The organism is Bacillus sp. EB106-06-01-XG163 (assembly GCF_058791615.1).
Genome location: NZ_JBYTDS010000012.1, coordinates 105,999 through 124,380, shown reverse-complemented (window position 1 = coordinate 124,380; position 18,382 = coordinate 105,999). Strand labels below are relative to the sequence as shown.

The window sequence follows — 18,382 nt, the reverse complement described above, 5'->3', positions numbered from 1 at the left end:
AATCACCGATAAACTATCGGCAATTGGCTGTTTAAAAGGTGTTTTGACCCCTGTCTCAAAAACGGGGGGCAGTCCCCTTCCCGCATCGGTTTTTTTACGGTTTCGGAGGAATCAGCCTGTCAATCAGCCGGTAAAACAAATGTGTGAACGGCAGAAACAATAAGGCGGTGACTACGTTAAATAACAGGCTGAAATGCGCAATCATCTGCGCGGGATCATCAGACAGGCGCTCCGTAAAACCTGCTGATGCGGACAGGAAGGGAAATACGAGCAGCACGCCGAGAATATTAAACACAACGTGAGCACCGGCGGTCTGTCTGGCGGCATAACCGCCTGAAACAGCAGCCATGACGGCCGTGACGCATGTCCCGATATTAGATCCCAGAACGACGCTGACCGCTTGTTCAATGCCGATCACCCCTTCGTTCATAAAACTCATCAAAATGCCGATGCAGACGGAGCTTGAATGAATGATTGCCGTCAATATCATGCCGATAAAAAGAGCGGACCAGCTCGAATCATTCACATGTCGCAAAACCTCCGCCCCCGCCTTCATTTCTGTCAGCGGAACGGCAAGCCGGCTGAAGCATGTAATGCAAAAAAAGATGATGCCGAGACCGAGGAAGCTTATGCCGATCTGCCTGAACGGATATTTACGGAGGAGGATAAACACAAGGCCTCCGATAAAAAGCACCCAAATGAGCACATCCATCTTTATGGCTAAAAACTCCGTCGTAAACGTGGAGCCGACATTCGTGCCGAGAATCATCGGAATGGTCCGTTTAAAAGATAAAGCGCCTGCGCTGACAAAGCCGATGACAATGACCATGAAGGCTGAGCTGCTCTGAAGAAAACCGGTGAATACGATGCTTATGAGAAAAGCTTTCAAAGGGTGGTCGGTAAATAAGAGCAGGCTCTTCTCAATTTTTGAATACGTTAAGGCGATCAGCCCCTGCCTGAGCAGGCTCATTCCGAGTAAAAAAACCAGGATAAGTGCGGTAAAGAGAATCAGTATCATCAAATGAAACACCCCTTTCCATCATTATATAGACAAGCAGCTTTATTCATGACGGAAAAGTGAGCTCGCTTAGTTGACCTGACTGATGGCTTATATTATAATGTCAAAGTACATGTTTATATATGTATCTTTTTAAAGGTAGTCGATTGGTGTATTCGGAGGGAGGGAAAGAGAATGTCAAAAACGGTCGTTAGAAAAAACGAATCGCTTGAAGATGCTCTTCGTCGCTTCAAACGCAGTGTATCAAAGACAGGTACTTTGCAAGAAGCAAGAAAGCGCGAATTTTATGAAAAACCTAGCGTAAAGCGCAAGAAAAAGTCAGAAGCTGCTAGAAAACGCAAATTCTAAAAGAGGGTGGATTTATGAGTCTTCTTGAGCGACTTAACCAAGATATGAAGCTGTATATGAAAAGCCGTGAGAAAGACAAACTGACTGTCGTTCGAATGGTGAAAGCTTCACTTCAAAACGAAGCAATTAAGCTTAAGAAAGACAGTTTGACCGAGGATGAGGAACTTACTGTCCTATCTCGTGAACTTAAGCAACGTAAAGACTCCCTCCATGAATTTTCAAACGCTAATCGTTTAGATTTAGTAGATAAAGTTCAAAAAGAGCTGGACATTTTAGAAGTTTATTTACCGAAGCAGCTTTCTGAAGAAGAGCTGCAGACAATCGTAAATGAAACCATCGCTGAAGTCGGTGCGAGCTCCAAAGCGGACATGGGCAAAGTGATGAGTGCTATTATGCCTAAAGTAAAAGGTAAAGCTGACGGCAGTGTAATTAACAGACTTGTCAGCAGTCAATTATCTTAATTGACAAGAAAAAAGACATCTTTCCTTGAGAGATGTCTTTTTTTATACATAAAAAAATGAAACTAAAGTACATTTGTTACGTATATAAAGAAGAACGAAACGGGAAGGAGGGTATATTTGCCTTGTTCCGAAAAAAAACCGGAATTGCTGTTGCTCTATTGGGCTTATTTGTATTATCTTTATTAGGGGTTCAATTGAACGCGAAAGCTGATCACCCATCGGTTTATGTCATCCCGGTTGAGAAAAATGTCGAACAGGGGCTCGCCTCGTTTTTATCGCGTTCTTTCAAAGAAGCGAAGGAGTCCGGCGCGTCACACATTATTCTTGACATCAATACACCGGGAGGCGCCGTTCAATCAGCCTTGGATATTGCGGATATCATCGGCCGCGCGGATGTGCCTGTTACCGCTTACGTTAATAAACGGGCGCTTTCTGCCGGAGCGTATATAGCGCTTCAGGCAGATGAAATCTATATGGCGCCGGGCGGAAAAATGGGTGCCGCAGCCATCATCGACGGAAAGGGAAACGCGGCAGACAAAAAGGCCCAATCACTGTGGCATGCAGAAATGGAGGACGCAGCGGTTAAAAACAACCGAAATCCGAAATACGCCCTAGCCATGGCAGATCCCGCCATTAATGCAAAGGAAGCGGGCGCCCCAAAGGGAAAACTGCTGACACTGACAGCTGAAAAAGCCAAGGAAGTCGGATATTCGGAGGGCACGGTTTCAGACCTTGATGCTTTATATACAAAGCTCGGTTTTGACAAAGCGGATGTTCACCATGCAAAAGAAGGTTTCATCGGCAAACTGGGCAGATGGCTGACAAATCCGTTTGTTGTCCCCGTCTTATTAACGCTTGCTTTGCTTGGTTTGACCATTGAATTGTTCTCGCCGGGCCTCGGGATACCGGGTGCCGTCGGACTGACGGCCATGCTGCTGTTTTTCACGGGGCATATCGCTGCCGGATTCGCCGGCTATGACAGCGTATTCTTATTTTGCGCGGGCTTGGTTTTTATCCTTTTAGAGATATTTCTGCCCGGAGGCATAATCGGTCTTATCGGTATTGCAGGCGTCATCGCGAGCCTCTTTCTCGCTGCGGGCAGCTTTACCGTCATGGCGGTTTCTCTCTTGATCGCCATTGCTGTGTCTATTACAGCCTTTATCATATTAACAAGGGTGTTGGGGAAACGAATGAAATTCTTTAAAAAATTAATATTAACTGATTCAACAAGCACGGAGAGCGGTTATGTTTCAAATCAGAACCGGACGGAGCTGTTGGGAAAAGTCGGCGTTACCGCTACAGCCCTCAGACCGTCAGGCACCGTCATTATTGATGATGAACGTCTGGATGTCGTCTCGGAAGGATCATTCACTGAAAAAGACAGACAGGTGAAAGTAGTGAAAGCGGAAGGCTCACGCATTGTCGTGAGAGAAATATAGATGATAACCTTGAGGAGGAATTAGATGGAACTGTCAAGTTTGGCGATTTTAGCATTAGTTGCTGCTGCCATTATTGTGTTAGCCATATTCTTCACCTTTGTACCGGTGATGCTATGGATTTCGGCGCTTGCGGCAGGAGTCAGAATCAGCATTTTCACTTTGGTCGGGATGAGGCTGCGGCGCGTCATACCAAGCCGCGTTGTCAATCCGTTAATTAAAGCGCACAAAGCCGGCCTATCCGCAACAACAAATCAGCTCGAAAGCCATTATCTGGCCGGAGGTAATGTCGACAGGGTGGTCAATGCCCTGATTGCGGCACAGCGCGCCAATATTGAGCTGTCATTTGAACGCTGCGCAGCCATTGACCTGGCCGGGCGTGACGTATTGGAAGCCGTACAGATGAGCGTTAATCCGAAGGTCATTGAAACACCGTTTATCGCGGGTGTCGCCATGGACGGAATTGAAGTAAAAGCAAAAGCCAGAATCACGGTTAGAGCCAATATTGAGCGCCTTGTCGGAGGAGCGGGAGAAGAGACGGTTGTCGCCCGTGTCGGAGAAGGGATTGTCTCGACAATCGGTTCTTCACACAATCATAAAAAAGTGCTTGAAAACCCTGATATGATTTCGCAGACCGTACTTGGCAAAGGGCTGGATTCAGGCACCGCATTTGAAATTCTTTCGATTGACATCGCCGACGTGGATATCGGCAAAAACATCGGAGCGATTCTTCAGACGGATCAGGCAGAAGCAGACAAAAACATTGCGCAGGCCAAAGCCGAAGAGCGCCGCGCCATGGCGGTCGCCCAAGAGCAGGAAATGCGCGCTCGCGTAGAAGAAATGCGTGCAAAAGTCGTGGAAGCAGAAGCCGAAGTGCCGCTTGCGATGGCAGAAGCGTTGCGTGAAGGAAACATCGGCGTCATGGACTATATGAACATAAAAAATATCGACGCGGATACGGACATGAGGGATTCTATCGGCAAGCTGACGAATGACCAGCAAGATGAAGACCAACAATAACCTCTCTATTAAGGAGGGAGCCGCTATATGCACGAGATTCTGACAAATCCGCTCGTCATTGCCGCCGTCATCGGCATTATATCGGCAATATTCGGCAAGAAAAACAAAGATGAAAAACGTCCGCCGGGTACACGTCCCGGAAATCAGGCAAAAAAGCAGGATCAAAAACAGCCGCAGAAAGAGCATAAGCCGGAAGCGGAAGAATTGCCTGCCGTTTCAGAAGAGAACCCTTTTGAGCAAAAAAGAAGGGAAGCTGAAAAGCGCCTAGCGGAGACGGAGCAGATGTTTAACGGGCTCGAACATAAGCTGACATCCGCACGCGCACGAAACGCGTCTCTGAAGAAATCAGCCCTCAAAATAAATAAAGAAACTGCGGTCCAAGGCATTATATTCAGTGAGGTTTTGGGTCCGCCCCGTGCAAAAAAACCGCACCGGACCATGCGGAACATCGGTAAAAAATAAAGTGTTAGAACCCCTTTTCAAATCATACATATGAGATGAAAGGGGGTTCTTTTTTTATGGGGCAAAGAAAGAATCGTGTAAAGGCATGGCTGACAAGAGCATTGGAAATTCCCCCGGACGTTATGATGGATCTGCCTCGTATTACGATGGTCGGCAGACTTCATATCTACATAGAGAATCACAGAGGCCTCCTGCTGTTCAGTGAAGAAGAAGTCAGGCTGATGCTCAAGCAGGGGCAGTGTATCATATCAGGAAAAAACTTGGTCATTAAGGCAATCCTTCCTGAGGAAATCCTTTTGGAAGGCACGATAGATCACGTACGATATGTCGATTCATAAAGCCGGGGGGAAATAATGTGAAAAACAAATGGCTGTCATTTTTTTCGGGTAAAGTCCAAATGGAAGTCAAAGGAAAAGGGATTGAACGGCTGCTGAATGAATGTACGAGAAACGGAATCGCCATCTTTGCGGTGAAAAAAAAGCAAGACTGTGTTCTGCTGATGATTCAGCTTCAAGATGTACATGCTTTCAGAAGAGTCATCAGAAAACATGAATGCAAAGCAAGCTTTACAAAAAGAAAGGGTCTTCCCTTTCTGCTTCTCAAATCAAAATTAAATCTGGGCTTCACTGCGGGATTTGTGATATTTTTTGTTATATTGTTTCTTTTATCCAACATGATTTGGGAAATTGATATTAAAGGGGCCAAGCCAGAAACCGAGCATCAGATGGTAAAACACCTTGAAGAAATCGGTGTGAAAAAAGGCCGTTTGCAATTTTTAATGATGACGCCGGAAAAAATTCAAAAATCATTAACAAACGGCATCGATAATATTACGTGGGTCGGTGTGGAATTGAACGGGACAGCCCTTCATATGAAAGTGGTCGAAAAAAACGAACCGACAAAAGAAAAGTACGTGAGCCCCCGCCATATCGTTGCCAAAAAGAAGGCGGTCATCAAAAGGATGTTCGTGCAAAAGGGGCAGCCGATGGCTTTTGTGAACGATCATGTTGACAAAGGACAGCTCCTCGTCTCAGGACTGATCGGGAATGAAGACCGGAAAGTCGCCTCAAAAGCGGAAATTTACGGAGAAACATGGTACAAGTCAGAAGTAACCGTGCCCCTTGAAACATCATTTACGCTATATACGGGTAAAGTAAGGACGAAGCACAAGCTGTCTTTCGGATCATGGGGCGTGCCTTTTTGGGGCTTCGGGTTTAATGAGGAGCCGCTGAAACATCCGAAAACAGAGGAAGAAAAGCATCCGTTTCAATTTCTGGGGATGAAGCTTCCGGTTTCTTACGTTTCAGAACAGACAAGAGAAAGTGAAACATCCGTGCGGACTTATACGAAAGGCGAAGCGGTTCAGGCCGGTATCAAAATGGGAAGACAAGATGTAGAAAAGCGATTAAACGGCAGCGGAGAGGTGGAAAGTGAAAAAGTTTTGCACCAATCCGTTGAGAATGGTAAAGTAAAGTTGATTATTCTCTACCAAGTTATAGAAGATATCGTTCAAACCACACCTATTGTTCAGGGAGACTAAAGAATGGCAGAACATTTACTTGCGATTAATCACAAACTGAAAAGCCCGGACGAAGCACTTTCTTTGTTCGGCAGCCAAGATGCCTTTTTACATTTAATGGAGAAGGATCTGGGCATTAGCCTCATCACACGCGGTGAAACCATTTACGTTTCCGGGAATGATGAAACATTTGAGATCGCTGACAGATTATTGGGCTCGCTCCTTACTTTAATTCGCAAGGGGATCGAGATTTCGGAACGTGATGTGCTGTATGCCGTGAAAATGGCAAAAAAAGATGAACTGGACTATTTTGAAAGCATGTATGAAGAGGAAATAACGAAAACGGCAAAAGGCAAACCGATCCGTGTCAAAACCATCGGCCAAAGAGAATATGTGGCGGCGATGAAGAAAAACGACATGGTGTTCGGCATCGGGCCGGCGGGAACCGGCAAAACTTATTTGGCGGTCGTAAAAGCGGTGCACGCTTTAAAAAACGGCCACATTAAAAAAATCATTTTAACAAGACCCGCTGTGGAAGCCGGCGAGAGCCTCGGTTTTCTGCCCGGAGATTTAAAGGAAAAAGTAGATCCTTATCTGCGCCCGCTGTATGACGCGCTCCATGATGTGCTCGGAAGCGACCATACGGAGCGTCTTATGGAGAGAGGGGTTATCGAAATCGCCCCGCTTGCCTATATGAGAGGGCGGACGCTTGACGACGCGTATGTGATTCTTGATGAAGCCCAGAATACCACTCCCGCTCAAATGAAAATGTTTTTGACGAGATTGGGTTTTGGCTCTAAAATGATCATTACGGGCGACGTAAGCCAAATTGACCTGCCGAAAGGCGTCACATCGGGACTTGCAGTGGCGAAGGACATGCTGAAGGACGTAAACGGCATCTCCGTGATTGAACTTGACCAGACAGATGTGGTCAGGCATCCGCTTGTTGCAAAAATTATTGAAGCTTATGATAAGCAAAAGTAATGCAAAAATGACCCGATCCCCCGTTATCGGGTCATTTTTATATGATGTGTTCCTGATGTTTCAGGGAGGAGGTTCTTGTTTTGAAAAAGAAGGGAAAGGGCAAAAGCGCCCGGGAACGGTTCCGCAGTTTCAGACATGCCCGCTCAGCCCATGTGCTGCTGTACCTGCTGCTTTCAGCGATCATGTTTGGTTTGCTCTTTATTCATGTAAAACCTGAATCACTTAATTTGGATTTATTTGCAGTCAGTGATAAGACGATTTACGCGCCCGCCACAGTGGAAGATCAGCAGGCGACGGAATCGAAAAAACAGGCGGCCGAAGATGCGGTGGAAGATCAATACACTCTGAAAAAAGGCTATACCGACAACCGGCTTGACCTGATCACTTCCATTTTTGACAGCATCGGCGAAGTGAAAAAAGATGCGGAAAAAGACAAAAAGTCACCTTCGGAAAAATCACTGGTAAAATCGGTGAAAAACAAGCTGACACAGGATGTCAATGAATCCGTCTCGGAAGATGCCATTAAATCGCTTCTCCATGCAAACAATGAAGATTTCTCATTTGTGAGGGATTCCGTCATTACCGCGGTGAATACGGTGATGAGCAGTGAAATTCCTTCTGAAAAGCTTGCTGAAGCGAAGGATAAGGTCGCAAAAGAGCTGAAAAGCGCTTCTGTGCCGTCAAAATATTTAGCGGCTGCGACTGAAATCGGAAAATACGCGGTCATCCCGAATTACGTTTTTGATCCGAAAGCGACCGATGAAAAACGCCAGGAAGCGTCAGACAGCGTCCAGCCGGTACAGATCAAACAGGGACAGGTTCTCGTGGAAGAGAATGACCTGATTGACCGGGAAGTATACAGGAAGCTTGAACTGACGGGTCTTTTGAATAATTCCAACCTGTTAAAACCGATCAGCGGTCTCCTTCTGATGATCGGCCTGTTTATTGCCACGCTTGTCTACTATTTTGAGAAACAGCAGCAGGAGCTTAAGCTGAAAAATAAATCTCTTTTGCTGTTTTCTATCATTACAACGCTTATTCTCGTCATTATGGAAGTCGTCAGTCTCTTTCAGAAGATTGAATACACCAATATCGGCTATCTTGTGCCGATCGCCGCCGGCGCGATTTTAATCAGGCTGCTGCTCAATGAAAGGCTCGCCATTTTAGGAAGCATCATTCTGGCGATCTGCGGCAGTATGATGTTTAATCAGGGTGTGACGGGAACATTTAATTACGTCATCGGCATTTACTATTTAATCAGCAGCATTTCAGGCATTCTGTTTTTGGGAAAACATAATGCGAGGTCAAAAATATTGCAGACGGGACTGTTCGTCTCATTTATTAATATGATTATCGTGCTGTCGCTTTTATTAATACAAAATACGGCGCTGTCACCGGTTGAAATCGGAACGCTGATGCTGATGGGGGTCGTCTCGGGACTTGCTTCATCCGTTTTGATTATCGGTCTGATGCCGTTTTTTGAGACGGGATTCGGCATTCTTTCAACAATGAGGCTGATTGAACTGTCTAATCCGAATCATCCCCTGCTTCGAAAGATTTTAACGGAAACACCCGGTACATATCATCACAGCGTCATGGTGGCAAATCTGTCGGAAGCGGCTTGTGAAGCCGTAGGGGCAAACGGTCTTTTAGCACGGGTCGGAGCGTATTATCACGATCTCGGCAAAACGAAACGTCCGCAATATTTTATTGAAAATCAGATGAATATGGATAATCCGCATGACAAGCTGTCTCCTCAGCTCAGCAAAAATATCATTATCGCACATACGACAGACGGTGCGAATATGCTCAGAAGCTATAAGTTTCCGAAAGAGCTTGTGGATATCGCGGAGCAGCATCACGGAACGTCCCTTTTAAAATTCTTTTATTATAAAGCGAAAGAAAAGGGCGACCAGATTACAGAGAAAGAGTTCCGCTATCCGGGGCCGAAGCCGCAATCGAAAGAAGCGGCTATTATCTCAGTGGCCGACAGCGTTGAAGCCGCCGTCCGTTCCATGCATAATCCCAATCCCGAGCGGATCGAAAAACTGGTGCGGGGAATTATATCCGATAAGCTTCAGGACGGACAATTCTCAGAATGTGATCTCACGTTCCGAGAACTGGATACGATCGCAAAAACACTATGTGCGACTTTAAAAGGAATTTTCCACTCCCGGATTGAATATCCGGAGGCTACGAAGAAGGTGAAATAAATGAGTTTACTCATAGATATTGTTGATGAAACGAACAGCGTCTCAGCTGATGCGCTCCAAGAAGTGGAGAAGCTGCTCCAATTCGCGGCGGAAAAAGAAGGCGTTCAGGACCAGGCTGAAGTATCGGTCACGATTGTGACAAATGAGGAAATCAGAGAAATCAACAGAGACTACCGGGGAAAAGACACTCCGACTGACGTCATTTCGTTTGCGCTTGAAGAAGAAGGCGAAGACGAGGTTGAAATCGTAGGCGCCGACATGCCGCCTGTTTTAGGAGATATTATCATCAGCGCTGACAGAACGAAAGAGCAGGCGGAAGAGTACGGCCATTCGTTTATGAGAGAGCTCGGTTTTCTGGCCGTGCACGGCTTTTTGCATTTGCTTGGCTATGATCACATGACAAAAGAAGAAGAGGAAGAAATGTTTTCAAAGCAAAAGGATTTGCTGGATGAGTATGGACTCACGAGATCATAAAAACGAGTGGAGCAGGTTCCTGAAGAGCTTTGTCCATGCATGGAGGGGAATCTGGAAAACGGCGCGGTCAGAGCGGAATTTTCAATTTCATATTACCGCGGCCTGCGCCGTTATCGTTTGCGGTTTTCTCACCGGGCTGAGCACAGCCGAATGGGCCGTTGTTTTGGTGCTGATCGGAGGGATGCTTGCTTTGGAGCTTTTAAATACGGCGATAGAGCATGTTGTGGATTTAGTTACCGATCAGTATCACCCGCTCGCAAAAGCGGCAAAGGACGCGGCCGCCGGAGCCGTTTGCGTCTTTGCCGTGATATCGTGTATCATTGGTTTACTCATCTTCTTGCCGAAGATATGTTAGCAGAAGATTCTTACAATTATTTTACATTGCCAAAAATGGGCGTGAAAAACCAATCATAATTATGTAAAATAAAAGTGACAGCGGTATCATACAGGATAAAGGTAAGAGAGGAATTAAGTACACATGAACAGACAAGAATTGATTGCAGAAGCATTAAAAGCGCGGGACACAGCGTATGTGCCGTATTCAAATTTCAGAGTGGGAGCCGCTCTTCTTACCAAAGACGGAAAAGTGTACAGAGGCTGCAACATTGAAAATGCGGCATACAGCATGTGCAACTGTGCTGAACGCACGGCGATATTCAAAGCTGTTTCCGAGGGGGATACGGAATTTGCGATGCTCGCCGTGGCTGCGGATACTCCGGGACCGGTTTCGCCGTGCGGAGCCTGCAGACAAGTAATTTCCGAGCTGTGCTCAAAGGATATGCTTGTTATTCTGACCAACTTACAAGGACAAATAAAAGAAATGACTGCGGAAGAATTATTACCGGGCGCATTTTCATCGGAGGATTTACATGACGAACGAAAGCTTTAAATCAGGATTTGTATCTATCATCGGAAGGCCGAATGTAGGAAAGTCTACCTTTTTAAACAGGGTCATCGGTCAAAAGATCGCCATCATGAGCGACAAACCCCAGACGACAAGAAATAAAGTCCAAGGGGTGCTGACAACCGGCACGTCGCAGACCATTTTTATTGATACACCGGGCATTCACAAACCAAAGCACAAGCTTGGCGACTTTATGATGAAAGTGGCGCAGAATACGCTGAAAGAAGTTGACTTGGTGTTATTTATGATTAACGCCGAAGAAGGGTACGGAAAAGGAGACGAGTTTATCATTGAAAAGCTCGGACAGACGTCTACACCGGTCTTTCTGATCGTAAACAAAATTGATAAGATCCACCCTGACCAGCTGCTTCTTTTAATTGATGAGTACCGTACGCGCTATCCGTTTAAAGAAATCGTGCCGATCTCTGCTTTGGAAGGGAACAACGTCGAAACCCTTCTCGCGCAGATTGAAGCGTATTTACCGGAAGGGCCTCAGTTCTATCCGAGCGATCAGGTGACTGACCACCCCGAGCGGTTCATTATTTCTGAACTGATCAGAGAAAAGGTGCTCCATCTGACAAGGGAAGAAGTGCCGCACAGCATCGCTGTCGCTATCGAGTCCATTAAAGGGCAGGAAAACGGCTCCGTCCATGTCGCTGCCACCATTGTGGTCGAGCGGGATTCTCAAAAAGGCATCGTCATCGGCAAAAAAGGAGCGCTTCTGAAAGAAGTCGGCAAAAGAGCGCGGGCTGATATTGAAGCTCTTTTGGGCTCACGCGTTTACCTGGAATTATGGGTGAAGGTGCAGAAGGACTGGCGGAATAAAATGTCTCAGCTGCGTGATTTCGGCTTCAAAGAGGATGAATATTAATTCATCTAAGGCGCATGCCTGAGGTGTGAGATTACCTCACAGAAGCAGGGATTCGTTAGCAAAATTTGTTTAACATGAAAAGGAGGACATCAGGTCAAGATAAGGGTAAGAATTTGGATTTGCAAGCTAGTTTAATGATGAAAGGTGGGTTTTTTGTGTTGAATTTTACCTGGAACGTATTTTCTCAAACAGGAAGTGTTGATACGTACCTTCTTTTTAAAGAACTGGAAAAAGAGAACCTGGAAAGACCCGAAGAACCGGAAGATGAGCTAGCCCGAATTGATTTTCCAATTTTGTAAACCTCTTGGCCCCTCCCATTGTTGGAAGGTGCGGAAATGCTGACTAAATGTGAAGGAATCGTGCTCCGTACGAATGACTACGGGGAGACGAATAAAATCGTGACATTGCTGACGAGGGAACACGGCAAAATCGGCGTCATGGCAAGGGGCGCCAGGAAGTCAGCCAGCCGGCTGTCAGCAGTCAGCCAGCCGTTTTTGTACGGGTCATTTTTAATGCAAAGAACATCCGGACTCGGCACGCTCCAGCAGGGTGAAATGATTCTCAGCATGAGAACGATCAGAGAAGATTTATTTTTGACGGCGTATGCCGCTTTTATCGCTGAACTCACTGACAAAGGAACGGAAGAGAAGAAACCGAACCCCTATTTATTCGAATTGATTCTCGAATCCTTTAAGAGGCTGAATGACGGGACTGACCCGGACGTGATCACCTTCATCGTGCAGATGAAAATGCTCGGCGTCATGGGGCTGTATCCGGAGCTGAATCATTGTGTCCACTGCAAAAGCGGGGAAGGAACGTTTCATTTTTCGATAAGAGATAACGGGTTTATCTGCCACCGCTGCTTTGAAAAGGATCCGTACAGAGTTCCGATTTCGCCGCAAACGGCAAGGCTGCTAAGGCTTTTTTATTACTTTGATATCGGAAGGCTCGGCAGCGTCTCGTTAAAACAGGAAACCAAAAACGAAATTAAACGGGTCATTGATCTGTATTACGAGGAATATTCAGGACTTTATTTAAAGTCAAAACGGTTTTTAGATCAGATGGAAAGCATGAAGAACCTTTTGGATGAAAACAAAAGTTGACATTCTGCCCATCTTTTTATATGATCATTTATTATAAAATATGTTGCAGTGACAGAAAGAAGTACTTGCGTCCAACTCATACAAGCGACCTTAGGGCAGTGTAAGCTAAGGATGAGCGCGCAACGAAAGGCATTCTCGAGCAACCCTTTAAAAAGAGGCTGAGTGATTCACATCCTCAGCAACTAGGGTGGAACCGCGGGAGAACTCTCGTCCCTATGTTTGCGGCCGGCAAGCATAGAGACGGGAGTTTTTTGGTTGCCGCCGCACTTGTAAAAGAATGGAGAAAGTGGAGGTGCTTGAAATGAACATTCAAGATATGATTTTAACCTTGCAGAAGCACTGGTCGAATGAAGGCTGTGTGCTCATGCAGTCGTATGATGTGGAGAAAGGCGCAGGCACAATGAGCCCGTATACATTTTTACGAAGCATCGGGCCGGAACCGTGGAGAGTGGCTTACGTTGAGCCGTCCAGACGGCCTGCGGACGGACGGTACGGTGAAAACCCGAACAGGCTCTATCAGCATCATCAATTCCAAGTCATTATCAAGCCGTCGCCTGATAACATTCAAGAGCTTTACCTTGATTCATTGCGTGCGCTCGGCATTGACCCGCTTGAACATGATATCCGTTTCGTAGAAGACAACTGGGAAAACCCGTCTTTAGGCTGTGCAGGTCTCGGCTGGGAAGTATGGCTTGACGGGATGGAAATTACTCAGTTTACATACTTCCAGCAGGTGGGCGGAATTGAATGTAAACCGGTATCCGTTGAGATCACGTATGGTATTGAACGTCTCGCGTCATATATTCAGGATAAAGAAAACGTCTTTGATCTTGAATGGACGTCAGGATTTACTGTGAAAGATTTATTTATGATGGCTGAATATGAGCATTCCGTTTATACTTTTGAAACATCTGACGTGGATATGCTTTTCCATTTGTTCAGCACCTATGAAAAAGAAGCGATCAGACAAATGGATAACGGGCTCGTGCATCCGGCCTATGATTATGTGCTGAAATGCTCTCATACATTTAATCTGCTCGATGCAAAAGGCGCGATCTCGGTGACGGAGCGGACGGGTTATATCGGCCGTGTCCGCAACTTAGCGAGAAAAGTGGCAAAAACGTATTATGAAGAACGGGAAAAATTAGGGTTCCCAATGCTTAAAGAGGAGGGCTCTTCCCATGAGTAAACAAGACTTGCTTTTAGAGATCGGACTCGAGGAAATGCCGGCGCGGTTTTTACATGACAGCATGGTGCAGCTCGGTGAAAAGCTGACCGACTGGCTGGCTGAAAAAAATATCGCCCATGGCGAAGTGAAACTTTTTAATACGCCGAGACGTCTGGCAGTATATATAAAAGACGTAGCAGAAAAACAGGCTGATATTCAGGAAGAAGCAAAAGGCCCTGCGAAAAAAATCGCTCTGGATGCTGACGGAAACTGGACAAAAGCCGCTATCGGATTTTCAAAAGGCCAAGGCGCCGGAGTGGATGATCTGTATATAAAAGATGTAAACGGCACGGAATATGTCTTCGTTCAAAAATTCCAGGCGGGACAAGAGACGAAGACACTTTTACCGCAGCTGGAAAATTTGATTGCCGGAATGCATTTTCCGAAAAACATGCGCTGGGGCACGCAGGATCTGCGCTATATCCGTCCGATCAAATGGATTATCGCTCTCTTTGGGAAAGACGTCATTCCGTTTGAAATCACAAATGTCGAGACGGGCCGGAACACGCAGGGACACCGCTTTCTCGGCCAAGAAGTATCTGTTGATGCACCGTCATCATACGAAAAGCTGCTGAAAGAACAAAGCGTCATTGCTGACCCGAAAGAACGCAAACAAATGATCCAAAGCCAGCTGGACGCGCTTGCGGCCGAGAAGAAATGGAACATTCCGATCGATGAGGACCTGCTGAACGAAGTCAACCATCTGGTGGAATACCCGACGGCGCTTTACGGATCTTTTGAATCCGAGTTTCTTTCTATCCCTGAAGAAGTACTTGTAACAACAATGAAAGAGCATCAGCGCTACTTCCCGGTAAAAGATGAAAACGGGAATCTGCTGCCTCATTTTATTACGGTAAGAAACGGGAACAGCCATGCAATTGAAAATGTTGCTCGCGGAAACGAGAAAGTGCTGAGAGCAAGGCTTTCAGATGCTGCGTTCTTCTACAAAGAAGACCAAAAGCTGAACATTGATGAAAACGTGAAGAAACTGGAAAATATCGTTTTCCATGAAGAGCTCGGCTCCCTTGGAGATAAAGTAAGAAGAGTGGCCGCCATTGCGGGCAAACTTGCCGTCCGCCTGAAAGCGGATGAACAGACGCAAAACCTTGTGAAGCGCGCCGCAGAGATTTCTAAATTTGACCTGGTTACACATATGATCTATGAGTTCCCTGAGCTTCAGGGCGTGATGGGAGAAAAATATGCGCGCATGCTCGGTGAAGATGAAGCCGTCGCTGCCGCTGTCAATGAGCACTATATGCCGAGAGCGGCCGGGGGAGAAGTGCCTTCAACCTTCACCGGCGCGGTTGTAGCGTTAGCTGATAAACTGGACACGATTGCTTCCTTCTTCAGCATTGACGTGATTCCGACAGGTTCTCAGGACCCGTACGGATTGCGCCGTCAGGCAAGCGGCATCGTTTCCATTCTGATCGACCGCAACTGGGGCATTTCTTTTAAAGAGCTGCTGTCATTGACAGAAACGGAAAAAGAAAATGAGCTCCTCGATTTCTTTACACAGCGTCTGAAATACGTCTTAAACGCTGAAGACATCCGTCATGACGTTATCGAAGCCGTTCTGGACAGCACAGAGCTTGAGCCGTATGCAGCCGTTCATAAAGCAAGAGTGCTTGAGAAGCACCTCGGCACACCCGGATTTAAAGAAACGGCTGAATCACTCGGCCGGGTCATCTCCATCAGCAAAAAAGGCGAGAGCCGCGATATCAATCCGGATCTGTTTGAAAATGAACAGGAGAAAAAGCTGTTTGACGCTTATCAAAAAACAAAAGACAGTGTCGCGGAAAGCTTTGCCTCCAAAAACTATGAACAGGCGCTTGCCGTGCTCAGCGGATTAAAGGAGCCGATTGAAGACTACTTTAATCACACGATGGTAAATGCGGACGATGAAGCATTAAAAACCAACCGTTTAGCGCAAATGACCGCTCTTGCAGATGTAATCAAGTCTTTTGCTAATATGAATCATCTTATTGTAAAATAAAGAAAAAGACGGTTGCTGTGTGATCGGCAATCGTCTTTTCCCCTTTTACATAAACATCACAGAATGAAAACATAGATAAAGAAACCCTTCCATAAAGGTGGTGAGTACGATCGAATTAAATAAACGGCAAGAACAAATTTTACAGATTGTAAAGGAAAACGGCCCGATTACCGGAGAGCATATCGCAGAACAGCTCAATTTAACGAGGGCCACGCTGCGGCCGGACTTGGCCATACTCACCATGTCAGGCTTCTTAGAGGCCCGTCCGCGGGTCGGTTATTTTTATACGGGGAAAACGGGAAATCAGCTGCTTGCGGATAAACTGAAAAAGCTGCAAGTGAAAGATTTTCAATCGATCCCTGTTGTCATCAATGAGAATGTCTCGGTATACGATGCCATCTGCACCATGTTTTTAGAAGATGTCGGCACGTTATTTGTCGTAGATCGTGATGCTGTCTTAGTCGGTGTGCTGTCACGCAAAGATTTGCTGCGGGCGAGCATCGGCCAGCAGGAACTTGCCTCAATACCGGTTCATATTATCATGACAAGAATGCCGAATATCGCCGTCTGCCGGCGTGACGATTATGTGATGGACATCGCCAAGTATTTAATTGAAAAACAGATCGATGCCCTGCCCGTTATTAAAGATACGGATAAAGGCTTTGAGGTCATCGGCCGGTTTACCAAAACGAATATGACTAAGATACTTGTCAGTTTATCAGAAAATGAAATCATATAAGCTTGAAAACTAACGGGGGGATAACATGGACAATCGCATCATTTATGTAGTATCAGACTCAGTCGGAGAAACCGCCGAACTCGTTGTAAAAGCCTCGCTCAGCCAGTTTAACGGCTCAGCCGATGATACGCATATCAGAAGAATACCTTATGTGGAAGATATCGGCACCATTAATGAAGTCGTGTCTCTCGCCAAAGCGGACGGCGGCATTATTTGTTTTACGCTCGTTGTTCCTGAAATGCGCAAATACCTGGTTGAACAAGCGGAAAAAGCGAATGTGCTGTATTACGATATTATCGGTCCGCTCATCGATAAAATGGAATCGGCTTACGGTCTGACCGCTAAATATGAACCGGGCCGCGTCCGCCAGCTTGATGAAGATTATTTCAAAAAGGTCGAGGCGATCGAGTTTGCCGTCAAATATGACGATGGCAGAGATCCAAGAGGCATTTTAAAAGCCGATATCATCCTGCTCGGAGTATCCAGAACGTCTAAAACCCCATTATCACAATATCTTGCCCATAAGCGTCTGAAAGTGGCCAATGTGCCGATCGTTCCTGAGGTCGATCCGCCGGAAGAACTGTTCAGCGTTGATCCGAAAAAATGCATCGGCTTAAAAATCAGCCCTGATAAACTGAACCATATACGAAAAGAACGTTTAAAATCTCTCGGCTTAAATGACAAAGCCATTTACGCCAATATCAACAGAATTAAAGAAGAGCTGGAGTATTTTGAGAAAATCGTGGACCGGATCGGCTGCCAAGTCGTTGACGTTTCGAATAAAGCGGTCGAGGAAACAGCGAACATCATTCATCATCTCAAAACAAAGGGCCGATAACTCAGGACGCTTTATCCTGGGTTTTTGGGTATGCAAATAGGGAATAAACAAAAAGGATGGCATCTTTGCGAAGTTTGTATTATAATAAAAAATTGTGATAAAATGTTTATTTTTAGGTTTAAGCTTCGTGTGATACGAATAAACTATTATGGGTAAGATGTCAAGAATAACTCCCGGAAATTTTTCGACAAAGCTCAAAATAGATCCGCAGTCATGGAGCATATGCGATTTCGCTTGTTTTTATGCAGGAGATTGATGGAGGGATGGAGAATTAGTCTTCTAAATGAAAAAGAAAAGACGATTTTTGTCGATGCAGACGCATGCCCCGTAAAAGAGGAAATAATGCTCATTGCATCGCAATACAGCGTTCGGGTTATTTTCGTCGCATCATTTGAACACTACCAGCTTTCCAGAAGCAAAGACGAGAACTGGGTATACGTTGATCCTCATAAAGAAGCGGCAGACTTATATATCGCAAACCATGTGAGATCGGGAGACGTCGTAGTCACGCAGGATATCGGTTTAGCCTCTCTTTTGCTGAACAGAAATATTGCCGTCTTATCGGAAAGGGGCCGTTCTTATACTGAAGACACGATTGACTTCGCTCTGATGAGCCGTCATATGTCAGGCAAAATGAGAAGAAGCGGCATTCATTCCAAAGGACCTAAAAAATTAAATAAAGAAGATCGGAATCGATTTGTTACCCTGCTTAAAAAAATCCTGTCGAATGATGAAGGGATTTCAAATCAAAACATCGAATAATGTACGACG

The 18,382-nt window shown here is 45.8% G+C and carries 20 protein-coding genes and 1 pseudogene; 20 read left to right on the top strand and 1 reads right to left on the bottom strand.

What is annotated here, in order from left to right; translation table 11 throughout:
* Positions 1–94: 94 nt before the first annotated feature.
* Complete coding sequence (locus AC3WTF_RS14815; protein WP_007408277.1) at positions 95–1,021, bottom strand: Na/Pi symporter; 927 nt, start codon at positions 1,019–1,021, stop codon at positions 95–97.
* Between the two features lie 171 nt (positions 1,022–1,192).
* On the opposite strand from AC3WTF_RS14815, the gene rpsU reads away from it, so the two are divergent.
* The 20 genes and pseudogenes from rpsU to AC3WTF_RS14715 all read left to right on the top strand — a co-directional run bounded on the left by rpsU (position 1,193) and on the right by AC3WTF_RS14715 (position 18,373).
* A complete protein-coding gene (gene rpsU / locus AC3WTF_RS14810) occupies positions 1,193–1,366 on the top strand; it encodes a 30S ribosomal protein S21 (RefSeq protein WP_003152957.1) in 174 nt (57 codons plus the stop codon).
* 14 nt (positions 1,367–1,380) lie between these two features.
* The gene (locus AC3WTF_RS14805; RefSeq protein ID WP_007408278.1) at positions 1,381–1,827 is read left to right on the top strand and encodes a GatB/YqeY domain-containing protein; all 447 of its coding nucleotides are present in this window, start codon (positions 1,381–1,383) and stop codon (positions 1,825–1,827) included.
* Positions 1,828–1,949: 122 nt separating this feature from the next.
* Complete coding sequence (locus AC3WTF_RS14800) at positions 1,950–3,266, top strand: NfeD family protein (protein WP_020956092.1); 1,317 nt, start codon at positions 1,950–1,952, stop codon at positions 3,264–3,266.
* Positions 3,267–3,290: 24 nt separating this feature from the next.
* A complete protein-coding gene (gene floA, locus AC3WTF_RS14795; RefSeq protein WP_007408280.1) occupies positions 3,291–4,283 on the top strand; it encodes a flotillin-like protein FloA in 993 nt (330 codons plus the stop codon).
* Between the two features lie 27 nt (positions 4,284–4,310).
* Positions 4,311–4,745: a YqfB family membrane protein gene (locus AC3WTF_RS14790; RefSeq protein WP_007408281.1), complete on the top strand. Its 435-nt coding sequence runs from the start codon at positions 4,311–4,313 to the stop codon at positions 4,743–4,745.
* Between the two features lie 56 nt (positions 4,746–4,801).
* On the top strand, positions 4,802–5,083 hold the full coding sequence (gene yqfC / locus AC3WTF_RS14785) for a sporulation protein YqfC (RefSeq protein WP_003152966.1): 282 nt from the start codon (positions 4,802–4,804) through the stop codon (positions 5,081–5,083).
* Positions 5,084–5,100: 17 nt separating this feature from the next.
* Positions 5,101–6,325 (top strand): annotated as a pseudogene (gene yqfD / locus AC3WTF_RS14780) (sporulation protein YqfD).
* Positions 6,289–7,248 (top strand): PhoH family protein, encoded by a 960-nt coding sequence (locus tag AC3WTF_RS14775; RefSeq protein WP_007408283.1) that lies wholly within the window; start codon positions 6,289–6,291, stop codon positions 7,246–7,248. Before yqfD ends, AC3WTF_RS14775 begins: the two are co-directional and overlap by 37 nt.
* 80 nt (positions 7,249–7,328) lie before the next feature.
* Positions 7,329–9,461, top strand: coding sequence for an HD family phosphohydrolase (locus AC3WTF_RS14770; protein WP_007408284.1), 2,133 nt, complete (start codon positions 7,329–7,331; stop codon positions 9,459–9,461).
* On the top strand, positions 9,462–9,935 hold the full coding sequence (gene ybeY / locus AC3WTF_RS14765) for an rRNA maturation RNase YbeY (RefSeq protein ID WP_012118016.1): 474 nt from the start codon (positions 9,462–9,464) through the stop codon (positions 9,933–9,935).
* Positions 9,916–10,290 carry a diacylglycerol kinase family protein gene (locus tag AC3WTF_RS14760; protein WP_003152974.1) on the top strand — a complete coding sequence of 125 codons (375 nt, stop codon included), beginning with the start codon at positions 9,916–9,918 and terminating at the stop codon, positions 10,288–10,290. Before ybeY ends, AC3WTF_RS14760 begins: the two co-directional genes overlap by 20 nt.
* Positions 10,291–10,413: 123 nt before the next feature.
* Complete coding sequence (locus tag AC3WTF_RS14755; protein ID WP_003152976.1) at positions 10,414–10,824, top strand: cytidine deaminase; 411 nt, start codon at positions 10,414–10,416, stop codon at positions 10,822–10,824.
* On the top strand, positions 10,805–11,710 hold the full coding sequence (gene era, locus AC3WTF_RS14750; protein ID WP_007408285.1) for a GTPase Era: 906 nt from the start codon (positions 10,805–10,807) through the stop codon (positions 11,708–11,710). The genes AC3WTF_RS14755 and era overlap by 20 nt, the downstream gene beginning before the upstream one ends.
* A 155-nt stretch (positions 11,711–11,865) precedes the next feature.
* Entirely contained in the window at positions 11,866–12,009 is a 144-nt protein-coding gene (locus AC3WTF_RS14745; RefSeq protein WP_007408286.1) for a YqzL family protein, read from the top strand.
* 36 nt (positions 12,010–12,045) lie between these two features.
* Positions 12,046–12,813, top strand: a complete 768-nt coding sequence (gene recO, locus AC3WTF_RS14740; protein ID WP_007408287.1) for a DNA repair protein RecO — start codon at positions 12,046–12,048, stop codon at positions 12,811–12,813.
* 301 nt (positions 12,814–13,114) lie between these two features.
* Positions 13,115–14,002, top strand: coding sequence for a glycine--tRNA ligase subunit alpha (gene glyQ / locus AC3WTF_RS14735; RefSeq protein WP_003152984.1), 888 nt, complete (start codon positions 13,115–13,117; stop codon positions 14,000–14,002).
* Positions 13,995–16,034 (top strand): glycine--tRNA ligase subunit beta, encoded by a 2,040-nt coding sequence (gene glyS / locus AC3WTF_RS14730; protein ID WP_047935962.1) that lies wholly within the window; start codon positions 13,995–13,997, stop codon positions 16,032–16,034. Before glyQ ends, glyS begins: the two co-directional genes overlap by 8 nt.
* 100 nt (positions 16,035–16,134) lie before the next feature.
* On the top strand, positions 16,135–16,773 hold the full coding sequence (gene ccpN, locus AC3WTF_RS14725) for a transcriptional regulator CcpN (protein ID WP_003152989.1): 639 nt from the start codon (positions 16,135–16,137) through the stop codon (positions 16,771–16,773).
* Positions 16,774–16,798: 25 nt separating this feature from the next.
* Positions 16,799–17,611 (top strand): pyruvate, water dikinase regulatory protein, encoded by an 813-nt coding sequence (locus AC3WTF_RS14720; RefSeq protein ID WP_003152991.1) that lies wholly within the window; start codon positions 16,799–16,801, stop codon positions 17,609–17,611.
* Positions 17,612–17,866: 255 nt separating this feature from the next.
* Complete coding sequence (locus AC3WTF_RS14715) at positions 17,867–18,373, top strand: YaiI/YqxD family protein (protein ID WP_007408289.1); 507 nt, start codon at positions 17,867–17,869, stop codon at positions 18,371–18,373.
* The last annotated feature ends 9 nt before the right edge of the window (positions 18,374–18,382 follow it).

Coding starts and splice junctions, on each gene's coding strand:
- AC3WTF_RS14760 (WP_003152974.1), top strand. CDS start 9,916: ATGGACTCACGAGATCATAAAAACGAGTGGAGCAGGTTCCTGAAGAGC.
- rpsU (WP_003152957.1), top strand. CDS start 1,193: ATGTCAAAAACGGTCGTTAGAAAAAACGAATCGCTTGAAGATGCTCTT.
- AC3WTF_RS14720 (WP_003152991.1), top strand. CDS start 16,799: ATGGACAATCGCATCATTTATGTAGTATCAGACTCAGTCGGAGAAACC.
- ybeY (WP_012118016.1), top strand. CDS start 9,462: ATGAGTTTACTCATAGATATTGTTGATGAAACGAACAGCGTCTCAGCT.
- floA (WP_007408280.1), top strand. CDS start 3,291: ATGGAACTGTCAAGTTTGGCGATTTTAGCATTAGTTGCTGCTGCCATT.
- yqfC (WP_003152966.1), top strand. CDS start 4,802: ATGGGGCAAAGAAAGAATCGTGTAAAGGCATGGCTGACAAGAGCATTG.
- AC3WTF_RS14715 (WP_007408289.1), top strand. CDS start 17,867: ATGGAGGGATGGAGAATTAGTCTTCTAAATGAAAAAGAAAAGACGATT.
- recO (WP_007408287.1), top strand. CDS start 12,046: ATGCTGACTAAATGTGAAGGAATCGTGCTCCGTACGAATGACTACGGG.
- era (WP_007408285.1), top strand. CDS start 10,805: ATGACGAACGAAAGCTTTAAATCAGGATTTGTATCTATCATCGGAAGG.
- AC3WTF_RS14790 (WP_007408281.1), top strand. CDS start 4,311: ATGCACGAGATTCTGACAAATCCGCTCGTCATTGCCGCCGTCATCGGC.
- glyS (WP_047935962.1), top strand. CDS start 13,995: ATGAGTAAACAAGACTTGCTTTTAGAGATCGGACTCGAGGAAATGCCG.
- AC3WTF_RS14775 (WP_007408283.1), top strand. CDS start 6,289: ATGGCAGAACATTTACTTGCGATTAATCACAAACTGAAAAGCCCGGAC.
- AC3WTF_RS14805 (WP_007408278.1), top strand. CDS start 1,381: ATGAGTCTTCTTGAGCGACTTAACCAAGATATGAAGCTGTATATGAAA.
- AC3WTF_RS14755 (WP_003152976.1), top strand. CDS start 10,414: ATGAACAGACAAGAATTGATTGCAGAAGCATTAAAAGCGCGGGACACA.
- glyQ (WP_003152984.1), top strand. CDS start 13,115: ATGAACATTCAAGATATGATTTTAACCTTGCAGAAGCACTGGTCGAAT.